The following is a 20687-nucleotide window of genomic DNA, read 5'->3' as shown; positions in this document are numbered from 1 at the left end:
CGGGATCCGGCATCGGTTCTCGTCCCTCCGACGGAAGTGGAAGACGTCCGCCGGAGGAAGCCCGCACATGACATCGCCGCAGTACCGCCAGGTACCCGCCCAGGTCGACCTGCCCGCGCTGGAGCACGCCGTGCTCGACTTCTGGCGCGAGAACAAGGTCTTCAGCCAGAGTCTCGAACAGTCCGAGGGCCGCCCCGAGTGGGTCTTCTACGAGGGCCCGCCCACCGCCAACGGCATGCCCGGCGCCCACCACATCGAAGCCCGCGTCTTCAAGGACGTCTTCCCCCGCTTCCGCACCATGCAGGGCTACCACGTCGGCCGGAAGGCCGGCTGGGACTGCCACGGTCTGCCGGTCGAGCTCGCGGTCGAGAAGGAGCTCGGCTTCAACGGCAAGAAGGACATCGAGGCGTACGGCATCGCCGAGTTCAACGCCAAGTGCCGCGAGTCCGTGACCCGGCACACCGATGCCTTCACCGAGCTCACGACCCGGATGGGCTACTGGGTCGACCTCGACGACGCGTACCGCACGATGGATCCCGAGTACGTCGAGTCCGTGTGGTGGTCCCTGAAGGAGATCTTCAACAAGGGCCTGCTGGTCCAGGACCACCGCGTCGCCCCCTGGTGCCCGCGCTGCGGCACCGGCCTCTCGGACCACGAGCTGGCCCAGGGCTACGAGACGGTCGTCGACCCCTCGGTCTTCGTGCGCTTCCCGCTGACCTCCGGCCCGCTGGCCGGTGAGGCGGCCCTCCTGGTCTGGACGACGACCCCCTGGACCCTGGTCTCCAACACGGCCGTCGCCGCGCACCCCGAGGTCGAGTACGTCGTCGCGACGAACGGCGAGGAGAAGCTCGTCGTCGCCCGGCCGCTCGTCGAGAAGGCGCTGGGCGAGGGCTGGGAGCTGACCGGCCCGTCGTTCACGGGCCGCGAGATGGAGCGCTGGACGTACGAGCGCCCGTTCGCCCTGGTGGAGTTCCCGGAGCCCGCCCACTACGTCGTCAACGCCGAGTACGTGACGACCGAGGACGGTACGGGTCTGGTCCACCAGTCCCCCGCCTTCGGCGCCGACGACCTCCTGGTCTGCAAGGCGTACGGCCTTCCGGTGGTCAACCCGGTCCGCCCCGACGGCACCTTCGAGGAGGACGTGCCGCTGGTCGGCGGCGTCTTCTTCAAGAAGGCCGACGAGGCCCTCACCGAAGACCTCAGGAACCGCGGCCTGCTCTTCCGGCACGTTCCGTACGAGCACAGTTACCCGCACTGCTGGCGCTGCCACACCGCGCTGCTCTACTACGCGCAGCCGTCCTGGTACATCCGCACGACTGCGGTCAAGGACCGGCTCCTCGAGGAGAACGAGAAGACCAACTGGTTCCCGGACTCGGTCAAGAACGGCCGGTACGGCGACTGGCTGAACAACAACATCGACTGGGCCCTGTCGCGCAACCGCTACTGGGGCACACCGCTGCCGATCTGGCGCTGCGAGGACGACCACCTCACCTGCGTCGGCTCGCGCGCCGAGCTGACCGAGCTCACCGGCACCGATCTGTCCGGCCTCGATCCGCACCGGCCGTTCATCGACGAGATCACGTTCACCTGCTCGCACGAGAACTGCCAGCTGGAGGCGTACCGCGTCCCCGAGGTGATCGACGCCTGGTACGACTCGGGCTCGATGCCGTTCGCGCAGTGGGGCTACCCGTACAAGAACAAGGAGATCTTCGAGAGCCGCTACCCGGCGCAGTTCATCTCGGAGGCCATCGACCAGACGCGCGGGTGGTTCTACACGCTGATGGCGATCGGCACCCTCGTCTTCGACAAGTCGTCGTACGAGAACGTGGTGTGCCTGGGCCACATCCTCGCCGAGGACGGCCGGAAGATGTCCAAGCACCTGGGCAACATCCTCCAGCCGATCCCGCTCATGGACCAGCACGGCGCCGACGCGGTCCGCTGGTTCATGGCCGCCGGAGGTTCGCCGTGGGCGGCCCGCCGGGTCGGACACGGCACGATCCAGGAGGTCGTCCGCAAGACGCTCCTCACGTACTGGAACACGGTCGCCTTCCAGGCCCTGTACGCCCGTACGTCGAACTGGGCCCCCTCGGCCGCCGACCCGGCACCGGCCGACCGCACGGTCCTGGACCGCTGGCTGCTGAGCGAGCTCAACGCCCTGGTGGACCAGGTCACCCAGGCGCTGGAGGGTTACGACACCCAGCGCGCCGGCAAGCTGCTCTCCGCGTTCGTCGACGACCTGTCCAACTGGTACGTACGCCGCTCCCGCCGCCGCTTCTGGCAGGGCGACAAGGCGGCTCTGCGCACCCTGCACGACGTCGTCGAGACGGTCACCCGGCTGATGGCCCCGCTGACCCCGTTCATCACCGAGCGGGTCTGGCAGGACCTCGTCGCGCCGGTCACATCCGACGCTCCCGCCTCGGTGCACCTCTCCACGTGGCCGCAGGCGGACCTGTCGGCCATCGACCCGGACCTCTCCACGCAGATGGCCCTGGTCCGCCGCCTGGTCGAGCTGGGGCGCGCCACGCGTGCCGAGTCGGGCGTCAAGACCCGCCAGCCGCTGTCGCGCGCCCTGGTCGCCGCCTCGGGCTTCGAGGCGCTCTCCCCCGAACTGCACGGCCAGATCACGGAGGAGCTGAACGTCGCCTCCGTGGCCTCCCTCTCCGAGGTAGGCGGCTCGCTGGTCGACACGACGGCGAAGGCGAACTTCCGGGCGCTCGGCAAGCGCTTCGGCAAGGGCGTCCAGGCGGTGGCGAAGGCCGTCGCGAACGCGGACGCGGCGGCGCTCTCACTGGCGCTGCGCGAGGGTACGGCGTCGGTCGAGGTCGACGGGGAGCAGGTCACCCTGTCCCCCGACGAGGTCATCATCACGGAGACCCCGCGCGAGGGCTGGTCGGTCGCGTCCGACTCGGGCGCGACGGTCGCCCTGGACCTGGAGATCACCCCGGAGCTTCGGCGTGCGGGCCTGGCCCGTGACGCGATCCGCCTGATCCAGGAGGCGCGCAAGAACAGCGGCCTGGACGTGGCGGACCGCATCGCCGTCCGCTGGACGTCCACGTCCCCCGCGACGGCCGAGGCCCTGACCGAGCACGCGTCGCTCATCGCGGACGAGGTCCTGGCCCTGGACTACGCGCAGGGCGAGGCGGACGCGTCCTACGGCGAGCCCTTCGAGGACGAGGGCCTGTCCCTCACGTTCCGCCTCCGCAAGACGGAGCGGTAACCAGCAGCACGCACAGGGCCCGGCCGGAACGTATCCGGCCGGGCCCTCAGCTGTTCCCACGCACAATCAAGCCTGCCGCTCCAGCCCCTCCGGCGAGGGCCCCATCCCAGCCCCCGCACGATCAAGCCCTGCCTTCCCCCCGGAAGGGGCCCCCAGCCCCTCAGGCGAGGGCGCCAATCCAGCCCCTCCGGCGATTGAGGAGCGGGGTCCGGGGCGGAGCTCCGGTTACGGGAAGGGGCGGGTAGGGGAACGGGGCCCCGCGCAGCGGCCCCGGACCGGCCCCCGGCCCCCGGCCCAAGGCAAAGGACCGGCCACCGGCCCCCGGCCCACGGCAAAGGACCGGCCACCGGCCCACGGCCCAAGGCAAAGGACCGGCCCCCGGGCCACGGCAAAGGGCCGGGCCCCGGGGAATCCCCGGGGCCCGGCCCTCAGCCTGCCGACGGCTACGCGCTCAGCGAGCGCGAACCGCTCAGTTGTCGTCCTCGTCGATCAGGAACCCACGCATCGGCGACGGCGCCTGCTGCATCGGCTGCGGCGCCTGCGGCCGCACCGGTGCCATCGGCTGGGTCATCGCCGGCGACATCTGCTGCTGGCCCCCGTAGGACGGCCCACCGCCCATGGACGGGTTGCCGCCCATCTGCTGGTTGCCGTGTCCGCCGTGGTTGCCGCCCATGGTGTGACCCATGGCACCGGCACCGGCCGGGGCCAGCGAAGGCGACGGCGGCAGCGAAGCGGCCGCCGGCGTCCGCGGCGGAGCCAGCGAGTCGTCGGCCTGGGTCTCCAGCTGACGCAGCTGGCTCTCCAGGTAGGACTTCAGACGGGTCCGGTACTCGCGCTCGAAGCCACGCAGGTCCTCGACCTTGCGCTCCAGCGTCGCGCGGGCCGACTCCAGCGAGCCCATCGCCACGCGGTGCTTCTCCTGCGCGTCCCGCTCCAGCGCGTCCGCCTTGGCACGCGCGTCCCGCTCCAGGCCCTCGGCACGACTGCGCGCCTCACCGACGATCTTGTTGGCCTCGGAACGGGCCTCCGCGATCGCCTGGTCGGCGGTCTGCTGCGCCAGGGAGAGGACACGGGCGGCACTGTCGCCACCGGGGCCCTGCTGCATCTGCGGCGGCTGCTGCTGCTGCATCTGCTGCATCTGCTGCTGCGGGTTGTGACCGCCCATGGGGCCACCCATCGGTCCGCCCATGGGACCGCCCTGCATCGGGCCGGGGCCGTGCGGGCCCTGCGGACCGGGGCCGTGCGGACCCTGGGGGCCGTGGCCACTGGGACCGGCCGGCAGCTGAGGAGCTCCACCGGGCAGCTGGGGCGGACCCATCTGCGGGGGCTGCTGCTGGACCGGCGGACCAGATATGGCGGCGGGCACAGGTGCACCGGGCCGGTCCTGCGGCTCCGGCTTGCGCATACCTTGCTGCTGCTGGTTCTGCGCGGCGGCACGCGTGGCGGCGGCCAGCTTGGCGCGCAGGTCCTCGTTCTCACGGAGCAGGCGGGTCAGCTCGGACTCGACCTCGTCGAGGAAGGCATCGACCTCGTCCTCGTCATAGCCTTCTCGGAGGCGGACCGTCGTGAACTGCTTGTTCCGCACGTCCTCGGGGGTCAGCGGCATCTCTTCTTCACCTCTACGTAGTCGTCGGCAGTCGGCAGGACCGTATCGCTCACAGCCTGGTCACGATGCTGATCAGGATGGAAACGATGATCATCAGAACGAAGAAGGACAGGTCGAGTGCCACGCCCCCGAGACGCAGCGGCGGGATGAACCGCCGCAGGAGCTTCAGCGGTGGATCGGTGACTGTGTAAGTGGCCTCAAGGACGACCACCATCGGCTTGCCCGGCTGCCATGAACGTGCGAACTGGAAGACGTAGTCCATGACCAGCCGGAAAATCAGCACGATGAGGAAACACATCAACGCGATGTAGACAACACTTTGTGCGACGCCCATCCTCGCGCTTCCCTCTCCCCTGGCTCTCGTAGCTCCGGCCTCGCGGCCGGGTTGTTCCCGGTGTCGTGTTCTCAGCTCTGGTTGAAGAATCCGCCCTCTGCGATGCGGGCCTTGTCCTCCGCCGTGACATCGACGTTAGCAGGCGACAACAGGAACACCTTCTGCGTCACTCGTTCAATGCTGCCATGGAGACCGAAGACGAGTCCCGCGGCAAAGTCGACAAGTCGCTTTGCGTCCGTATCGTCCATCTCCGTGAGATTCATGATCACCGGAGTGCCCTCACGGAAGTGTTCCCCGATGGTACGGGCCTCGTTGTACGTCCTGGGGTGCAGCGTGGTGATGCGGTACGGCTCCCGCTCGGACACGACCTTGGGCATGATCACCGGTGCGTTCTTCTCCATGTTCGGGCGTTCAGGTGTGATGGATGCCACGGGGGCGATTCGGGCGGGTCGCTCTCTCTCCGCCGGAATCTGAACCGGCTCCCGCTGCGCCGGAGGCTGCACCACTCGTACCGGTTCGTCCCGCTCCCGCTCCACCTGATGCGCGGGCTGGTGCCGACGCCGGTCGCGTTCGGGCTCCGGCTCGGGTTCGAATTCGTCGTCGGGGTCGAACCCCGGACCGTCGTACCCATCGTCCTCCACGAGGCCGAGGTAGACCGCCATCTTGCGCATCGCGCCGGCCATGCTCTGAGTCCTCCGCTCTGTGGTGGATCGGCATCTGTCACCAAGTGCCCGCGATCCACTGTGGCCTGCCCGCCATAGCGGGTAATGACCATATTTTCTGCTGTGGTCCGACTTGCTTGGCGACGTTACCCGAGCCCGGGTCGGACTCCGAGTACCGCAGTACCGACGCGCACATGTGTCGCTCCGGCCGCAACCGCGTCCTCGAGGTCCGCACTCATCCCTGCAGAGACCATGTTCGCAGCCGGATGGTTCCCGCGCAGCCGGGATGAGAATTCCATCAGCCGGTCGAACGCGGCCCGTTGCCTTCCGGCGAACGGCCCGGCGAGCGGCGCGACGGTCATCAGACCGTCCAGCCGGAGCCCGGGCGCCGACGCGACCGCGTCGGCCAACTCCTCGATCCCGTCGGGGGCGACACCGCCGCGCTCCCCCCGCTCACCGCTCTCCGCGTCGAGCGCGACCTGGATGAGGCACCCGAGTTCGCGCCCGCCGCGGCCGGCCGCGGCCGAGAGCGCGGTCACCAGCTTCGTACGGTCCACCGACTGCACGACATCGGCATAACTCGCCACGGATCGGACCTTGTTCGTCTGCAATTGGCCGACAAAGTGCCATGTGAGGGACAGATCCGCACATTCGGTGGCCTTGGGGGCCGCATCCTGGTCACGGTTCTCCGCGACGTGGCGCGCACCGAGTTCATGCAGGATTCGCACGTCGCTCGCCGGGTAGGTCTTGGTGACCACGATGAGAGTCACCTCTTCCCGTTTGCGACCGGCGGAGGCGCAGGCGGAAGCAATGCGTTCCTCCACCTGTGCGAGATTTGCTGTGAGTTGCGCCTTACGGTCCGTCATGCCCTATCCGTCCAGCCAGACATATCCGGCGAGCCGCCCGGTGGTGCGGTCGCGCCGATACGAGAAGTGATCGCCCGATTCGAGGGTGCAGACGGGCGACGCCTGCCGGTCGGTGACGCCGAGGTCCGCGAGTTGCGCATGCACTCCGGCGGTCACGTCCACCGCCGGGGTGCCCCAGCTGGTCTCGGACCACGAGGCGGGGACCACCGCGGCGACCTCGTCCCGCATGCCGGCCGGCACCTCGTAGCACCGGCCGCAGACGGCCGGGCCGGTGCGGGCGGTGATGCGGGCGGGGTCCGCGCCGATTGCGATCATGGCCTCGACCGCGGCGGGCACGATTCCGGCAACCAGCCCGGGACGGCCCGCGTGTGCTGCTGCGACGATTCCGGCGACCGGGTCGGCGAGCAGTACGGGGGTGCAGTCGGCGGTGAGGACGGCGAGCGGGAGTCCGCGCCGCGCGGTCACCACGGCGTCCACAGCGGGAATCGCGCCGGTGTCGCCCCAGGGGCCGTCGACGACGGCGACGTCCCGCCCGTGCACCTGGTTCATCCAGACGACCTGCGCCGGATCGAATCCGCGGGCCCGGGCGGCGAGGGCCCGGTTGGCCAGGACGGCGGCCGGGTCGTCACCCACCGCCCCGCCGAGGTTGAGCTCCGCGTACGGAGCGGCGCTCACCCCGCCCCACCTGTCGGTGAAGGAGAAGTGAGCGCCGCCGTCCGAAGAAACAGAATCCTTGTGACTCACTGAGTGGTGCGGACCTATCACTTCAAGAAGTCCGGTACGTCCAGCTCTTCGGCCTGGGAGTCCTGGTAGGGACGGGCCGGCGGGACGTGCGGCGGGGCGACCGGCGGAAGGTGGCTCTCATGAGCCACCGGAACCGGCTCGGCCTGGACCGGGGGCTCCTCGCGCGGGGGCACGGAACCCAGTCCGCTCGACTGGCGCACGGGCTCGGCGGCCCGGACCGGCGGAGCCGGCTCCTCGCGCTTGGTGGAGTTCGCACCGAGGACGTTCTCCCGGCGGGCCGGGGGCTGTCCGCCGTCGAAGCCCGCCGCGATCACGGTGACCCGCACCTCGTCGCCGAGCGCGTCGTCGATGACCGCACCGAAGATGATGTTCGCCTCGGGGTGTGCCGCCTCGCTCACCAGCTGCGCGGCCTCGTTGATCTCGAAGAGACCGAGGTCGCTGCCGCCGGAGATGGAGAGCAGGACGCCGCGGGCGCCGTCGATGGACGCCTCCAGGAGTGGCGAGGAGATCGCCATCTCCGCCGCGGCCACCGCACGGTCGTCGCCGCGGGCCGAGCCGATACCCATGAGCGCCGATCCGGCCTCGGACATGACCGACTTGACGTCGGCGAAGTCGAGGTTGATCAGACCCGGGGTGGTGATGAGGTCGGTGATGCCCTGGACGCCCGAGAGCAGTACCTGGTCCGCCGACTTGAACGCGTCGAGCACGCTGACCTGGCGGTCCGAGATGGACAGCAGCCGGTCGTTGGGAATGACGATGAGGGTGTCGACCTCTTCGCGGAGTTCGGCGATGCCGTCCTCCGCCTGGTTCGCGCGACGCCGGCCCTCGAAAGTGAACGGGCGGGTGACCACGCCGATCGTCAGGGCGCCGAGCGAGCGCGCGATGTTGGCGACGACGGGTGCGCCACCGGTGCCGGTGCCGCCGCCTTCTCCTGCGGTGACGAAGACCATGTCGGCCCCCTTGAGGACCTCCTCGATCTCTTCACGGTGGTCCTCTGCCGCCTTACGACCGACGGCCGGGTTCGCCCCGGCGCCGAGGCCGCGGGTGAGTTCACGACCGACGTCGAGCTTGACGTCGGCGTCGCTCATCAACAGGGCTTGCGCATCCGTGTTGATCGCGATGAACTCGACGCCCTTGAGACCGACCTCGATCATTCGGTTGATGGCATTGACACCACCGCCGCCGACACCGATGACCTTGATGACTGCGAGGTAGTTCTGCGGTGCTGCCACGTCGAAGGCCTCTCGCCTCGAGTTACGTGTCGTCGCTTGGCGGTAGTCCCGCCGCGACGACGGATGCCGATTGGGACGGTCCGAACGCCGACCCAAACCCTAACGTTGAAGTTTAGGGTTACCAGTGTGTCTGCTTCATGGACTCTTCCGAACAGGACACTAAGTCGACAAGTGGCGCACGTTCAACGAACACGCCGAACCTCCCGTTTTTCTTTTCACCCTATGTGATCACCCGTAGCGCTGACCAACCAGGGTGCTGGCCAGGCCAAATGTGCGTCAACTACCCGACACCGCCGGAGCGGTGGGTGCACTCACGTCGAAGTGTCCTGCTTTGGGAGCAGCTTTCATGAGAGCGGTGAGGACTCTCGCCTTCACCACACCTTCTTCACTGCTCCCCCAGATCACCGTGCGGCCTCCGGTGAGCCCCAGGCTGACCGCATCGTACGAGATGACTCGCACGATGCGGGTCTCCCTGGCGACGGCATCCGGGAGATCGCCGGCGACCCGGACCGCTTCCCGCACCAGCCGGTCACTGCCGAACCGGAGCCGGCTTGCGGACTGACCGGGTGTCAGTTCCAGCAGGGGTACCCGCCCGGGAGCCTTGTCCACCGTGGCGAAGCGCACGCCTTCGGCGTCCACTTCGATGAATTTTCCACCCTTTTTCACCAACAGGACCGGCTGTCGTTCGGTCACCTTAAGTCCGATGTCGTGCGGCCATGACCGTACGACATCCACCGAGTCGATACGAGGCAACTTCTGGCGCAACCTCGCGGCGACGGCGTCCGTGTCGACGGAGATCAGCGGGGCACCCATCGGCACCGCCGCCGCAGCCTCCACCTCGGCCGGAGTCAGTACGTCGACACCGGTGATCCGGACCTTCTCGGCGCGGAGCCAGGAGGAGCCGTAGAGCGCCCACACGGCGCCGGAACCGAGCAGCAGCACGGCGGCGGCGATCACGATCACGAGCGTGCGCCGGGACATGCGGCGCCCCTCCGCCCGCGGGCGCGGCGGGCGGTCCGGGGTGTCGTTCTGCTGCCCTGCACCGCGCTGGGCGGTCGTCGGTCCGGCCACGCTCGCTCCTTATGCCGGGTCCGGGGGCGCCGCCCCCGGACCCGTCCGCCTCACGCGCCGCGGCGTGCGGCGATCGCCTCGTACACCATGCCGACCAGCAGATCGTCGGCGTCCCGGCGGCCGAACTCGGCGGCGGCCCGGGACATTTCGTACAACCGGTGCGGATCCGAAAGCACCGGGAGGACGTTGCCCTGCACCCACTCGGGGGTGAGCGCCGCGTCGTCCACCAGCAGTCCGCCGCCGGCGTTGACCACCGGCTGGGCGTTGAGCCGCTGTTCGCCGTTGCCGATCGGCAACGGGACGTACGCGGCGGGGAGCCCGACGGCGGAGAGTTCGGCGACGGTCATCGCGCCCGCGCGGCAGAGCATCATGTCGGCCGCGGCGTACGCGAGATCCATCCGGTCCACGTACGGTACCGGGATGTAGGGCGGCATCCCGGGCATGTTGTCGACGCGCGGCATTTCGTTCTTGGGACCGACGACGTGCAGGATCTGGATCCCGGAGCGCTGGAGCAGCGGCGCGACCCGCTGGACCACCTCGTTGAGGTGGCGGGCGCCCTGCGAGCCTCCGGAGACCAGCAGCGTCGGCAGGTTGGGGTCGAGGCCGAAGGCGGCGCGCGCCTCGGGGCGGACCCGGGCCCGGTCCAGCGTGGCGATGGTGCGGCGCAGCGGGATGCCGATGTAGCGGGCACCCCGGAGCTTGCTGTCGGGGGTGGAGACGGCGACCCCGTGCGCGTACCGCGAACCGATCTTGTTGGCGAGGCCCGGCCGGGCGTTGGCCTCGTGCACCACGATCGGCACCCCGGCGCGCTTGGCCGCCAGGTAGCCGGGCAGCGCCACGTAGCCGCCGAAGCCGACCACGCAGTCCGCCTTGGTGCGCTCCAGGATCTGCTCGGCGGCCTTGATGGTGCCGCGCAGCCTGCCCGGGACGGTGATGAGTTCAGGGGTGGGTTTGCGCGGCAGCGGTACGGCCGGGATCAGGGCGAGTTCGTACCCCCGCTCGGGTACGAGCCTGGTCTCGAGTCCGCGCTCCGTGCCCAGAGCGGTGATTCCCACGCTCGGGTCCTGCCTGCGCAGTGCGTCCGCGAGGGCAAGCGCGGGCTCGATGTGGCCGGCGGTCCCCCCACCGGCGAGTACGACATGCACCGAAATTCACCGCTCTCCGGACGGACGCTTCTTGACGCGCCGTCTCATCGTCTTCCATCTCACCCCGGGCCTCCGCATGGCCAGGGCCGCCTTCGCGGCGGGATCCGCTCGCGCGAACGCGATCAGCAACCCGACAGCGAACATGGTCGGCAACAGGGCCGACCCCCCGTAGGAGAACAGCGGGAGCGGGACACCGGCGATCGGCAGCAGGCCGAGCACCGCACCGATGTTGATCACGGCCTGGGCCGTGATCCAGGTGGTCACACCTCCCGCTGCGTACCTCACGAAGGGGTCCTCCGTGCGTCCGGCCACGCGGATACCCGCATAGCCTAGAGCCGCGAAGAGGGCGAGTACCGACAGCGTCCCCGCCAACCCCAGTTCCTCCCCTGTGATGGCGAAGATGAAGTCGGTGTGAGGTTCAGGCAGTTGACCCCACTTTTCCACACTTGCACCGAGCCCGGATCCGAACCATCCGCCGGACGCCAGGGCGTAGATGCCGTGCACGGCCTGCCAGCACGAGCCTCCGGGGCCCGGCTCGCTGGCGCCCATGCAGTCGAGGCGGGACATCCGGTTCGGGCTGGTCTTGATCAGCAGGAAGGCGATCAGACCGGCGGAGGCGAGCACTCCGGCGAACAGCCGGGTCGGCGCTCCGGCCAGCCAGAGCAGTCCGAACAGGACGGCGGTGAGAATGATCGCAGTGCCCATGTCACCGCCGAGCATGATCAGTCCGAGCAGCATGAAGGCGACCGGAACCAGGGGGACGAGCATGTGCTTCCACTGGGTCAGCAGCCGTTTGTCCTGTTTGCGGGCGAGCAGGTCGGCCCCCCACAGGACGAGGGCCAGCTTGCCGAACTCACTGGGCTGGAGCTGGAAGGGGCCGCCCAGGTAGAGCCAGTTCCGGTTGCCGTTGACCGACATCCCTATCCCCGGCACCTGGACCAGCACCATCAGGAAGACGGCGCCCATCAGCAGGGGGTAGGACAGGGCCCGGTGCAGTTTGACGGGCATCCGGGCAGCGGCCGCCATGAGCCCGGCCCCGATGACGGCGGCGAGGAACTGCTTGCGGAAGAAGTACGTGCCCGGCTTGCCGAGCTCCAGCGCCTTGATCATCGAGGCGGAGTACACCATCACGAGGCCGAGCACGGTGATGAGCAGCCCGGCACCCAGGATCAGGTAGTACGCGGTCAGCGGGCGGTCCCACGCCCGGCGCGCCTGCTCGTACAGCCGCCGCGCCCCGCCGCCCCGGGGCGAGCGGGGGCCGCCGGAGGTTCTGGAGCGCGCCGCAGAGGGCCGTCGGGCGCCCGCTGCGGGCCGCACGCGCAGTGCGAGACCGGTGGGGAGCGGTGCGCCCCCGGCGGCGAGGAGGGGCGAGTGGAGCGCCCGGCTGATCGCCGGGGTCGCCCGTGAGCGGCCCCCGCGGCGTGCGGCAGAGCTCTCTTCGGCCGGCATGGTCCCTGTCCCCTCCACTGCTCGTGCCCGGGGCTTCGGAGCCGGGGCCCGGGCCCCGGCACAACCGTCCGTACCCGGGTGCTCCGGGACCGTACGGCGCTCAGGCCGGGCCCGTCAGGCGCTCTCGGCGGCGAGCGTGCGGACGGCGTCCGCGAAGGCCTCGCCCCGCTTGTTGTAATTGACGAACATGTCCATCGAGGCGCAGGCCGGAGCCATCAGTACGGTGTCTCCCGGCCGGGCGAGCCGTGCCGCCTCGCGGACCGCCTCCGACATCGCCCCAGTGTCGGTCCGGTCGAGGTCGGTCACCGGGACCTCGGGCGCGTGTCGCGCGAGGGCTTCGCGGATGAGGGCCCGGTCGGCTCCCATCAGCACGACACCCCGCAGGCGCGCCGCGCAGCCGGCCACCAGCTCGTCGAAGGCGGCGCCCTTGGCCAGGCCGCCGGCGATCCAGACGATCGGGTCGTAGGCGGCCAGGGACGCCTCGGCGGCATGGGTGTTGGTGGCCTTGGAGTCGTCGATGTAGGTGACTCCGCCGACCTCCGCGACGTGCTCGATGCGGTGCGGGTCCGGGCGGAAGGCCCGCAGCCCGTCGCGCACGGCGGCGGGCTCGACACCGAAGGCCCGGGCCAGCGCCGCGGCCGCGAGGGCGTTGGCGATGTTGTGCGGGGCGGGCGGGTTCACGTCCGCGACCTCGGCGAGCTCCTGGGCCTGCTTCTGCCGGTTCGTCACGAAGGCGCGGTCGACGAGGATGCCGTCGACGACCCCGAGCTGGGAGGGCCCGGGGGTGCCGAGCGTGAAGCCGATCGCCCGGCAGCCCTCCTCCACGTCCGCCTCGCGCACCAGGTCCTCGGTGGCCGGGTCCGCCACGTTGTAGACGCAGGCAACGGTGTTGCCCTCGTAGATCCGGCCCTTGTCGGCGACGTACGCCTCCATGGAACCGTGCCAGTCGAGGTGGTCGGGGGCCAGGTTGAGGACGGCCGCGGAGTGGGCGCGCAGCGAGGGCGACCAGTGCAACTGGTAGCTGGAGAGCTCGACGGCCAGGACGTCGTACGTCTCCTCGCCGAGGACCGCGTCCAGGAGCGAGACCCCGATGTTGCCGACGGCGGCGGTGCGCAGACCCGCGGCCTCCAGGATCGAGGCGAGCATCCGTACCGTCGTCGTCTTGCCGTTGGTGCCGGTGACCGCCAGCCAGGGGGCGGCACCGGGTCCGCGCAGCCGCCAGGCCAGTTCGACGTCGCCCCAGACCGGGACGCCCGCCTCGGCGGCTGCGGCGAAGAGCGGCTTGTCGGGCTTCCAGCCCGGGGTGGTGACGATGAGCTCGGTGGACTTCGGCAGGGTGGCCCCGTCGCCGAGGCGCACGGTGATGCCCTGCGCCTCCAGCTCCGCGGCCTGGCCGCGGGAGCGCTCGTCGTCCCCGTCGTTGACCACGGTGACGACGGCGCCGAGGCCGTGCAGCACCCGGGCCGCCGGGATCCCGGAGACCCCGAGTCCGGCGACCGTGACGTGCTTGCCCTGCCAGTCCACGTTGCTCACTTCTTGGCTGCCCATCCTGCGTAGAAGAGGCCGAGGCCGACGATCACGCACATGCCCTGGATGATCCAGAAGCGGACCACGACAAGGACTTCGGACCACCCCTTGAGTTCGAAGTGGTGCTGGAGCGGTGCCATCCGGAAGACGCGCTTGCCGGTCATCTTGAACGAGCCGACCTGGATGACGACGGACATCGTGATCATCACGAAGAGGCCGCCGAGCACCGCCATCAGGAACTCCGTGCGGGAGCAGATCGCCAGACCGGCGAGCGCGCCGCCGAGGGCGAGCGAGCCGGTGTCGCCCATGAAGATCTTTGCGGGCGAGGTGTTCCACCACAGGAAGCCGAAGCAGGAGCCCATGAGTGCGGAGGCCACGACCGCGAGGTCGAGTGGATCTCGTACTTCGAAGCAGGCGCTCGGGTTGGTGAGCGTGGACGCGTTGGCACAGGACTCCTGGAACTGCCAGAGCCCGATGAAGGTGTAGGCACCGAAGACCATCACCGACGCGCCGGTGGCCAGGCCGTCCAGACCGTCCGTCAGGTTCACGCCGTTGGACATGGCGAGAATCATGAAGAGTGCCCAGAGCACGAACAGCACCGGGCCGATCGACCAGCCGAAGTCCTCGACGAACGAGAGCCTGGTGGAGGCGGGGGTGTTGCCGCGGACGTCGGCGAACTGGAGCGAGAGCACCGCGAAGGCGATGCCGACGATCAGCTGGCCGGCCATCTTGGCCTTGGCCCGCAGACCCAGCGAACGCTGCTTGACGATCTTGATGTAGTCGTCGAGGAAGCCGACGAGCCCCATGCCGGCCATCAGGAAGAGGACCAGGACACCGGAGAAGCGCATGTCCTCGCCGGTGATCACCTTGGCCAGGAGGTACGCGATGATCGTCGCCAGGATGAAGGCGATGCCGCCCATGGTGGGCGTGCCCTGCTTCGATCCGTGGGTGCGAGGGCCGTCGTCCCGGATGAACTGCCCGTATCCCTTGCGGGCCAGCAGCTTGATCAGCAGCGGGGTACCGACCAGGGTCAGGAAGAGCCCGATGGCCCCCGCGAAGAGGATCTGCCTCATCGGCCGGAGACCTCACCCTCGGTCGCGTTGTCCAGCAGTGCACTGACAACCTGCTCCAGGCCGACCGACCGGGACGCCTTCACCAGCACGACGTCTCCCGGGCGCAGTTCACTGCGCAACAGGTCGACGGCAGCCTGTGCGTCGGACACATGCACCGACTCCTCACCCCACGAACCCTCGTTGTATGCGCCCAGTTGCAGCCAGGAGGCTTCTCTGCCCCCGACCGCGACGAGCTTGCTGACGTTGAGCCGGACGGCAAGCCGTCCGACCGCGTCGTGCTCGGTGAGCGAGGCGTCGCCGAGCTCGGCCATCTGGCCGAGCACCGCCCACGTACGACGCCCCTTCCCCATGGCGGCCAGCGCGCGCAGCGCGGCCTTCATGGATTCGGGGTTGGCGTTGTAGGCGTCATTGACGAACGTCACGCCGTCCGGACGCTCGGTGACCTCCATGCGCCAGCGGGAGAGGGTGCCCGACTCGGAGAGCGCCACGGCGATCTCGTCTGCGGACAGGCCCAGCTCATGGGCGACGGCGGCCGCGGCGAGCGCGTTCGACACGTGATGCTCACCGTACAGGCGCATGGTCACATCGCTGCACCCGGTGGGTGTGTGGAGCCTGAAGGCGGGGCGTCCGTCCTCGGTGAGACGGACGTTCTCACCCCGTACGTCCGCATCCGCGGCTTCACCGAAGAGCAGCACCCGGGCCTTGGTCCGGGAGGTCATGGCGCGGACGAGCGGATCGTCGGCGTTGAGGACGGCGAGGCCGTCCGCAGGGAGGGACTCGACCATCTCGCCCTTGGCCTGGGCGATCTGCTCGCGTCCGCCGAATTCGCCGATGTGCGCGGTGCCGACGTTGAGGACGAGGCCGATCCGAGGCGGGACGAGCCCGGTGAGGTAACAGATGTCGCCGATGTAGCGGGCACCCATTTCGAGGACCAGGTGCTGGGTCTCCTCGGTGGCGCGCAGTGCGGTGAGCGGCAGACCGATCTCGTTGTTGAGGTTGCCTGCCGGGTAGACGGTGGGGCCCTTGCGCTCCAGGAGCTGGGCGATCAGGTCCTTGGTGGAGGTCTTGCCGGCGGATCCGGTGAGGGCGACGACGGTGGTGCCGAGGCGCCCGACGACGGCGCGGGCGAGCGCGCCGAGCGCCGCCACCACGTCGTCGACGACGATCGCGGGGACGCCGACGGGACGGGCGGCCAGGACGACTGCCGCGCCCGCCTCCACGGCACGCTGCGCGTAGTCGTGGCCGTCGACGCGTTCACCGGCGAACGCGACGAAGAGGCTGCCTTGCTTCACCTCCCGGGAGTCGATGACGACGGGCCCGCTGACGGTTACCGCCGGATCCGGTATGTCGTACGACTGCCCGCCGACGATTTCGGTGATCTCGGCGAGTGAAAGGGCGATCACTTGGTCATCCCTGACTGTTGTTCTCGTGGGTGGGGGCACGGTGGGTGGCGTTCTCGTGTCCCAGGGACCGCTCGATGGCTGTGCGCAGGACCACCCGGTCGTCGAAGGGGCGCACCACTCCGTGGACGTCCTGGCCCTGCTCGTGGCCCTTGCCGGCGATGAGCACGGTGTCCCCGGGGCCGGCGCGTCCGACGGCGGCCGCGATGGCGGCGGCCCGGTCGGCGTCGACCAGGACGTCACCGCGTTCGTGCACGGGCACTTCGGCCGCGCCCGCGAGCATGGCGGCGAGGATCCCGAGGGGGTCCTCGGAGCGGGGGTTGTCGGAGGTCAGCACGGCGGTGTCGGCGAGCCGGGCCGCGGCCGCGCCCATCGGGCCGCGTTTGGTGGTGTCGCGGTCGCCGCCGCAGCCGAGGACGATGTGCAGTTTGCCCTCGGTGACCTTCTGCAGGGAGCGCAGCACCGACTCGACGGCATCGGTCTTGTGCGCGTAGTCGACGAGCGCGAGGTACGGCTGGCCGGCGTCCACCCGTTCCAGCCGGCCGGGCACGCCGGGCACGGCGGCGACGCCGTCGGCCGCGGTCTGCGGGTCGATCCCGGCCACGGCGAGGGTGACGATCGCCGCGAGGGTGTTGGCCACGTTGAACGGGCCGGGCAGCGGGGCCTTGGCCGTGGCCCGCTCGTCCTTGGGCCCGACGACGGTGAAGGTGGAGCCGAGCTGGCCCACCTCGACGTCCTCGGCGCGCCAGTCGGCGTCGGGGTGGCCCTCGGCGGAGAACGTGGTGACCGGGACGGAGGCCTCGGTGATCAGCCTGCGGCCGTACTCGTCGTCGTAGTTGACGACTCCCTGCCTGCTGCGCTGCGGGGTGAACAGCCGGGCCTTCGCCTGGAAGTAGTCCTCCATGCCGGAGTGGAACTCCATGTGCTCCGGGCTCAGGTTGTTGAAGACCGCGACGTCGAAGACGCAGCCGTCGACCCGGCCGAGCACCAGGGCGTGGCTGGACACCTCCATCGTCACCGCGTCCACGCCGCGTTCGCGCATGACGGCGAACAGGGCCTGCAGATCCGTGGCTTCAGGAGTGGTGCGCTCGGACTTGATGCGCTCGTCGCCGATCCGCATCTCCACGGTGCCGATGAGGCCCGTACTGCGTCCGGCGCCGCGGAAGCCGCCCTCGACGAGGTAGGCGGTCGTGGTCTTGCCGGATGTTCCGGTGATGCCGATCTGGAGCAGGCCGGTGCCGGGGTGGCCGTAGATCTCGGCGGCGAGTTCGCCCATCCGGCCGCGCGGATCCTCGGTGACCAGCACCGGGAGTCCGGTGGCCGCGGCGCGTTCGGCGCCCGACGGGTCGGTGAGGATCGCGGCGGCGCCGAGACCGGCGGCCTGGGCGGTGAAGTCGGCACCGTGCAGACGGGCACCCGGCAGCGCCGCGTACACGTCCCCCGGACGTACGGCCCGGGAGTCGTGGGTGATGCCGGTGACTTCACCGTCGCCCGGTGGTTCTGCTCCCAGCCGGGCTGCCAGCGTGACCAGGGTTGTCGGCCGCAGCCGATCCGGGCGGGGCGCTCCCGGGTAGTTCACAGGGGCGTCCTTCTGGGTGGTTCGGGACTGTTCAGCGTGGGGCACGGCGGTGAGCGTACCGGGCGCACCCGGCCTCTCGCGAAGTGAGGGGGCGGGGGTGCGGTGGTTCCCGTTCCGGTTTTCCGGATCGGGGGTGATGGTTGTCACTGATGGTCTCCCCGAGTTCACTCGCCGGGTTCGAAGGACACCGGCAGCCGGGCCGGCTCGTCGCCGGTGGGTGCGGTCTGCAGCGTCTTCAGCGCGAATTCCATGACCTGCTTGTAGATGGGTCCGCAGATCTGGCCGCCGAAGTAGCTGCCCTTGGTGGGGTTCTGGATGGCGCAGTAGACGGTGAGCTGAGGGTTGTCGGCGGGGGCGAAACCGGCGAAGGAGGCGGTGTAGCCGTGGTAGCCGCCGCGGACCGGATCGACTCGGTTGGCCGTACCGGTCTTGCCCGCGACCCGGTAACCGGGGATCTTCGCCTTCGTACCGGTGCCCTCCTCGTCGCCGACGACCGACTCCAGCATGCTGGCCAGCGTCTTGGCCGTCTTCTCGCTGACCACCCTGGTCTGCCCGGGCGCCTCCGCGGGGGTGAAGCGGCCGTCGGCGCCCTTGGTGCCGCGGACGAGGGTCGGTTCGATGCGGACCCCGCCGTTGGCGATCGTGGAGTAGATCGAGGCCGCCTGCATGGCGTTGAGGGAGAGTCCCTGGCCGAACGGGATCGTGTACTGCTGCGAGGTCGACCAGTCCTGCGGCTTGGCGAGGATTCCGGCGGTCTCACCCGGGTAGCCGAGTCCGGTCGGTGAGCCGATGCCGAATTTGCGCAGGTAGGTGTAGAGCACCTTGTTGGATTCGGCCTGGGTCCTGCCCAGCTGGCCGGTGGCCAGGATGGTGCCGATGTTGCTGGACTTGGCGAGTACGCCGTTGAGCGTGAGGTACCAGGTCGGGTGGTCGATGTCGTCCTTGAAGAGCCGGTCGCCGCGGTGCAGGCGGTTGGGGACCGTGACATGGGTGCCGGGTGTGGCGGCACCCTCCTCCAGCACGGCGGCCATCGACATGACCTTGCTGGTGGAACCGGGCTCGTACACGTCCTGGAGCGCCGCGTTTCCCAGCGAGGCGGCGTCGGCCTGCGAGAGGTCGTTGGGGTCGAAGCCCGGCGCGTTGGCCATGGCGAGGACCTCGCCGGTACGGGTGTTCTGCACGACGACGTAGCCGCGGTCGGCCTTGGACTTGGCGACCTGGTCGGAGATGGCCTTCTGGGCCGCCCACTGGATGTCACGGTCGATGGTCAGCTCGATGTCGGTGCCGGCGACCGCGGGGACCTCCTTGGTGCCCGCCGTGGGCACCCGGCGGCCGCCGGACTGCGCGTACTTGATCGTGCCGTCCTCGCCCGCGAGTTCCGTGTCCAGCTGCGATTCGAGGCCGCCCGCGCCCTTGCCCTCGGCGTTGACGTAACCGAGTATCCCGGCGGCGAGGCCGCCGTTGGGGTAGACGCGTTTGGTGGTCGGCTCCTGGAAGACGCCGGCCAGCACATTGGCTCCGGGCCCGCCGGCCGCCCTGTCCTTCTCGGCCTTCTCGGCGAAGACGGACTTGAGGTCCTTGATCTGCGTCCAGACCTGCGGGGTCTGCCTGCGGGCCAGCACCGTGTAGCGGCTCTTCGGCTTCGACAGCTTCTTGGTCAGTTCGGCCCTGTCGACACCGAGGATGGGCGCGAGGAGTGCGGCGGCCTGCTGGGGCGCGTCGGATGCCTTGCTGTCCTCGGGAGTGAACATCTTGGGGTCCGCGGTGATGTCGTACGCGTCGACGCTGGTGGCCAGCGCGATGCCGCCGCGGTCGGTGATCTCGCCCCGCTCTGCGGCGACGGTGTAGCTGAGGTAGCGGTTCTTCTCTGCCTTGGCCGCGTAGGCGTTGGCATCCACGGCCTGCACCTGGAGGAGCCGGACGACGAACGCGATCATGACGAGGGTCAGGGCCAGGCTGACCAGCCGCAGTCGCGGCCGTGGGCTGCCGAGGCGCAGCGGCCGCGAGGAGCGGCCGCGAGGTGTCCGTCCGCGCGGCGCCGCGGACGAGGGCCGCCGTCGCGGCTCGGGGCGGGCGGCGGGCCGGGGGCGGCCGGAGCGGGCTGCCGCGTTACGCGGACGCGCGGGGCCGGGTACCCGGCGGCGCGGTGGTTCCTGGGAGGGCACTGCGTCACCTGCCGGGGCTCGTGGAGGTCTGTTCTGCCGGGGTACGCGCGCCGGCGGAGGCGTCCGGCTTCGCCGGGGCGGTGCCGGTCGCCGTCGCGGACGCGCCGGGCGTGGCGGTGGGCGACGCGGCCGGCGAAGGGGTGGAGAGGGGCGAGGCCGCAGTTGGCGGCTCGGGGACCTGCGACGTCGGCGCCGCGGTGGTCGGAGCGGCACTGGCGGGCGACGGTACTCCGCGGACCTTTCCGTCCGGTCCGAGGAACGCGGGGCTGCCGCCGGGGACCATGCCCAGCTCCCGTGCGCGGCGCGCCAGGGCGTCCGGCTCGGAGGCGCTGTCGACGTCGCGCTGGAGGGCCTGCTGATCGTCCGTGAGGTCCGTGGTCCGCTTCTTCAGCTCGCTCAGCCGGAACGATCCTTCGTTGAGCGCGGAGTTCAGCAGCAGCAGGGAGATCAGGCCGCCGCCCAGGAGCAGGACGACCAGCAGGACGAAGGGGGTACGGGCCGCGTTGCTCGGCCCGGCCGGCATGAGCCGGCTGAGCTGTGCGGCGCGCCCTTTCAGCCGGCCGGGCGCCTTGCTCACCGCGCCACTCCGTCCCCGGGCCGGGTCCGCGAAGCCTCCG

Annotated in this window: 16 protein-coding genes; 1 reads left to right on the top strand and 15 read right to left on the bottom strand. The window is 70.2% G+C overall.

The window, feature by feature from the left end; genetic code table 11:
• Nucleotides 1-67: 67 nt before the first annotated feature.
• Nucleotides 68-3217 (top strand): isoleucine--tRNA ligase, encoded by a 3150-nt coding sequence (gene ileS, locus ABZ434_RS05675; protein ID WP_359132358.1) that lies wholly within the window; start codon nucleotides 68-70, stop codon nucleotides 3215-3217.
• A 469-nt stretch (nucleotides 3218-3686) separates the two neighbouring features.
• Here the strand turns inward: ileS and ABZ434_RS05670 are convergent, their stop codons facing one another.
• From ABZ434_RS05670 to ABZ434_RS05600, 15 genes are all read right to left on the bottom strand, one after another.
• Nucleotides 3687-4823: a DivIVA domain-containing protein gene (locus ABZ434_RS05670; protein WP_359132356.1), complete on the bottom strand. Its 1137-nt coding sequence runs from the start codon at nucleotides 4821-4823 to the stop codon at nucleotides 3687-3689.
• Nucleotides 4824-4872: 49 nt separating this feature from the next.
• Complete coding sequence (locus tag ABZ434_RS05665; protein WP_136328318.1) at nucleotides 4873-5157, bottom strand: YggT family protein; 285 nt, start codon at nucleotides 5155-5157, stop codon at nucleotides 4873-4875.
• 71 nt (nucleotides 5158-5228) lie between these two features.
• Complete coding sequence (sepF, locus tag ABZ434_RS05660; protein WP_136328319.1) at nucleotides 5229-5840, bottom strand: cell division protein SepF; 612 nt, start codon at nucleotides 5838-5840, stop codon at nucleotides 5229-5231.
• A 125-nt stretch (nucleotides 5841-5965) separates the two neighbouring features.
• Nucleotides 5966-6685: a YggS family pyridoxal phosphate-dependent enzyme gene (locus ABZ434_RS05655; protein ID WP_359132353.1), complete on the bottom strand. Its 720-nt coding sequence runs from the start codon at nucleotides 6683-6685 to the stop codon at nucleotides 5966-5968.
• Between the two features lie 3 nt (nucleotides 6686-6688).
• Nucleotides 6689-7450 (bottom strand): peptidoglycan editing factor PgeF, encoded by a 762-nt coding sequence (pgeF, locus tag ABZ434_RS05650; RefSeq protein WP_359132351.1) that lies wholly within the window; start codon nucleotides 7448-7450, stop codon nucleotides 6689-6691.
• Nucleotides 7447-8661: a cell division protein FtsZ gene (gene ftsZ, locus ABZ434_RS05645; RefSeq protein ID WP_359132349.1), complete on the bottom strand. Its 1215-nt coding sequence runs from the start codon at nucleotides 8659-8661 to the stop codon at nucleotides 7447-7449. The genes pgeF and ftsZ overlap by 4 nt, the downstream gene beginning before the upstream one ends.
• A 276-nt stretch (nucleotides 8662-8937) precedes the next feature.
• On the bottom strand, nucleotides 8938-9732 hold the full coding sequence (locus ABZ434_RS05640) for an FtsQ-type POTRA domain-containing protein (RefSeq protein ID WP_359132347.1): 795 nt from the start codon (nucleotides 9730-9732) through the stop codon (nucleotides 8938-8940).
• Between the two features lie 50 nt (nucleotides 9733-9782).
• Nucleotides 9783-10877 (bottom strand): undecaprenyldiphospho-muramoylpentapeptide beta-N-acetylglucosaminyltransferase, encoded by a 1095-nt coding sequence (murG, locus tag ABZ434_RS05635; protein ID WP_148017738.1) that lies wholly within the window; start codon nucleotides 10875-10877, stop codon nucleotides 9783-9785.
• Nucleotides 10878-10883: 6 nt separating this feature from the next.
• A complete protein-coding gene (gene ftsW / locus ABZ434_RS05630; protein ID WP_359132344.1) occupies nucleotides 10884-12326 on the bottom strand; it encodes a putative lipid II flippase FtsW in 1443 nt (480 codons plus the stop codon).
• Nucleotides 12327-12440: 114 nt separating this feature from the next.
• On the bottom strand, nucleotides 12441-13874 hold the full coding sequence (murD, locus tag ABZ434_RS05625; RefSeq protein WP_359132342.1) for a UDP-N-acetylmuramoyl-L-alanine--D-glutamate ligase: 1434 nt from the start codon (nucleotides 13872-13874) through the stop codon (nucleotides 12441-12443).
• Nucleotides 13856-14926, bottom strand: coding sequence for a phospho-N-acetylmuramoyl-pentapeptide-transferase (gene mraY, locus ABZ434_RS05620; RefSeq protein ID WP_359132340.1), 1071 nt, complete (start codon nucleotides 14924-14926; stop codon nucleotides 13856-13858). Before mraY ends, murD begins: the two co-directional genes overlap by 19 nt.
• On the bottom strand, nucleotides 14923-16329 hold the full coding sequence (gene murF / locus ABZ434_RS05615) for a UDP-N-acetylmuramoyl-tripeptide--D-alanyl-D-alanine ligase (protein ID WP_359132337.1): 1407 nt from the start codon (nucleotides 16327-16329) through the stop codon (nucleotides 14923-14925). The genes mraY and murF overlap by 4 nt, the downstream gene beginning before the upstream one ends.
• A 4-nt stretch (nucleotides 16330-16333) precedes the next feature.
• Nucleotides 16334-18052: a UDP-N-acetylmuramoyl-L-alanyl-D-glutamate--2,6-diaminopimelate ligase gene (locus ABZ434_RS05610; protein ID WP_359132335.1), complete on the bottom strand. Its 1719-nt coding sequence runs from the start codon at nucleotides 18050-18052 to the stop codon at nucleotides 16334-16336.
• A gap of 17 nt (nucleotides 18053-18069) precedes the next feature.
• Nucleotides 18070-20070, bottom strand: coding sequence for a penicillin-binding transpeptidase domain-containing protein (locus ABZ434_RS05605; protein WP_359132332.1), 2001 nt, complete (start codon nucleotides 20068-20070; stop codon nucleotides 18070-18072).
• A gap of 4 nt (nucleotides 20071-20074) precedes the next feature.
• Complete coding sequence (locus ABZ434_RS05600; RefSeq protein WP_359132561.1) at nucleotides 20075-20593, bottom strand: cell division protein FtsL; 519 nt, start codon at nucleotides 20591-20593, stop codon at nucleotides 20075-20077.
• Nucleotides 20594-20687: the final 94 nt, after the last annotated feature.

The organism is Streptomyces sp. NPDC005761 (genome assembly GCF_040630635.1).
Lineage (GTDB): Bacteria > Actinomycetota > Actinomycetes > Streptomycetales > Streptomycetaceae > Streptomyces.
This window is presented reverse-complemented; position numbering and strand designations above follow the sequence as displayed.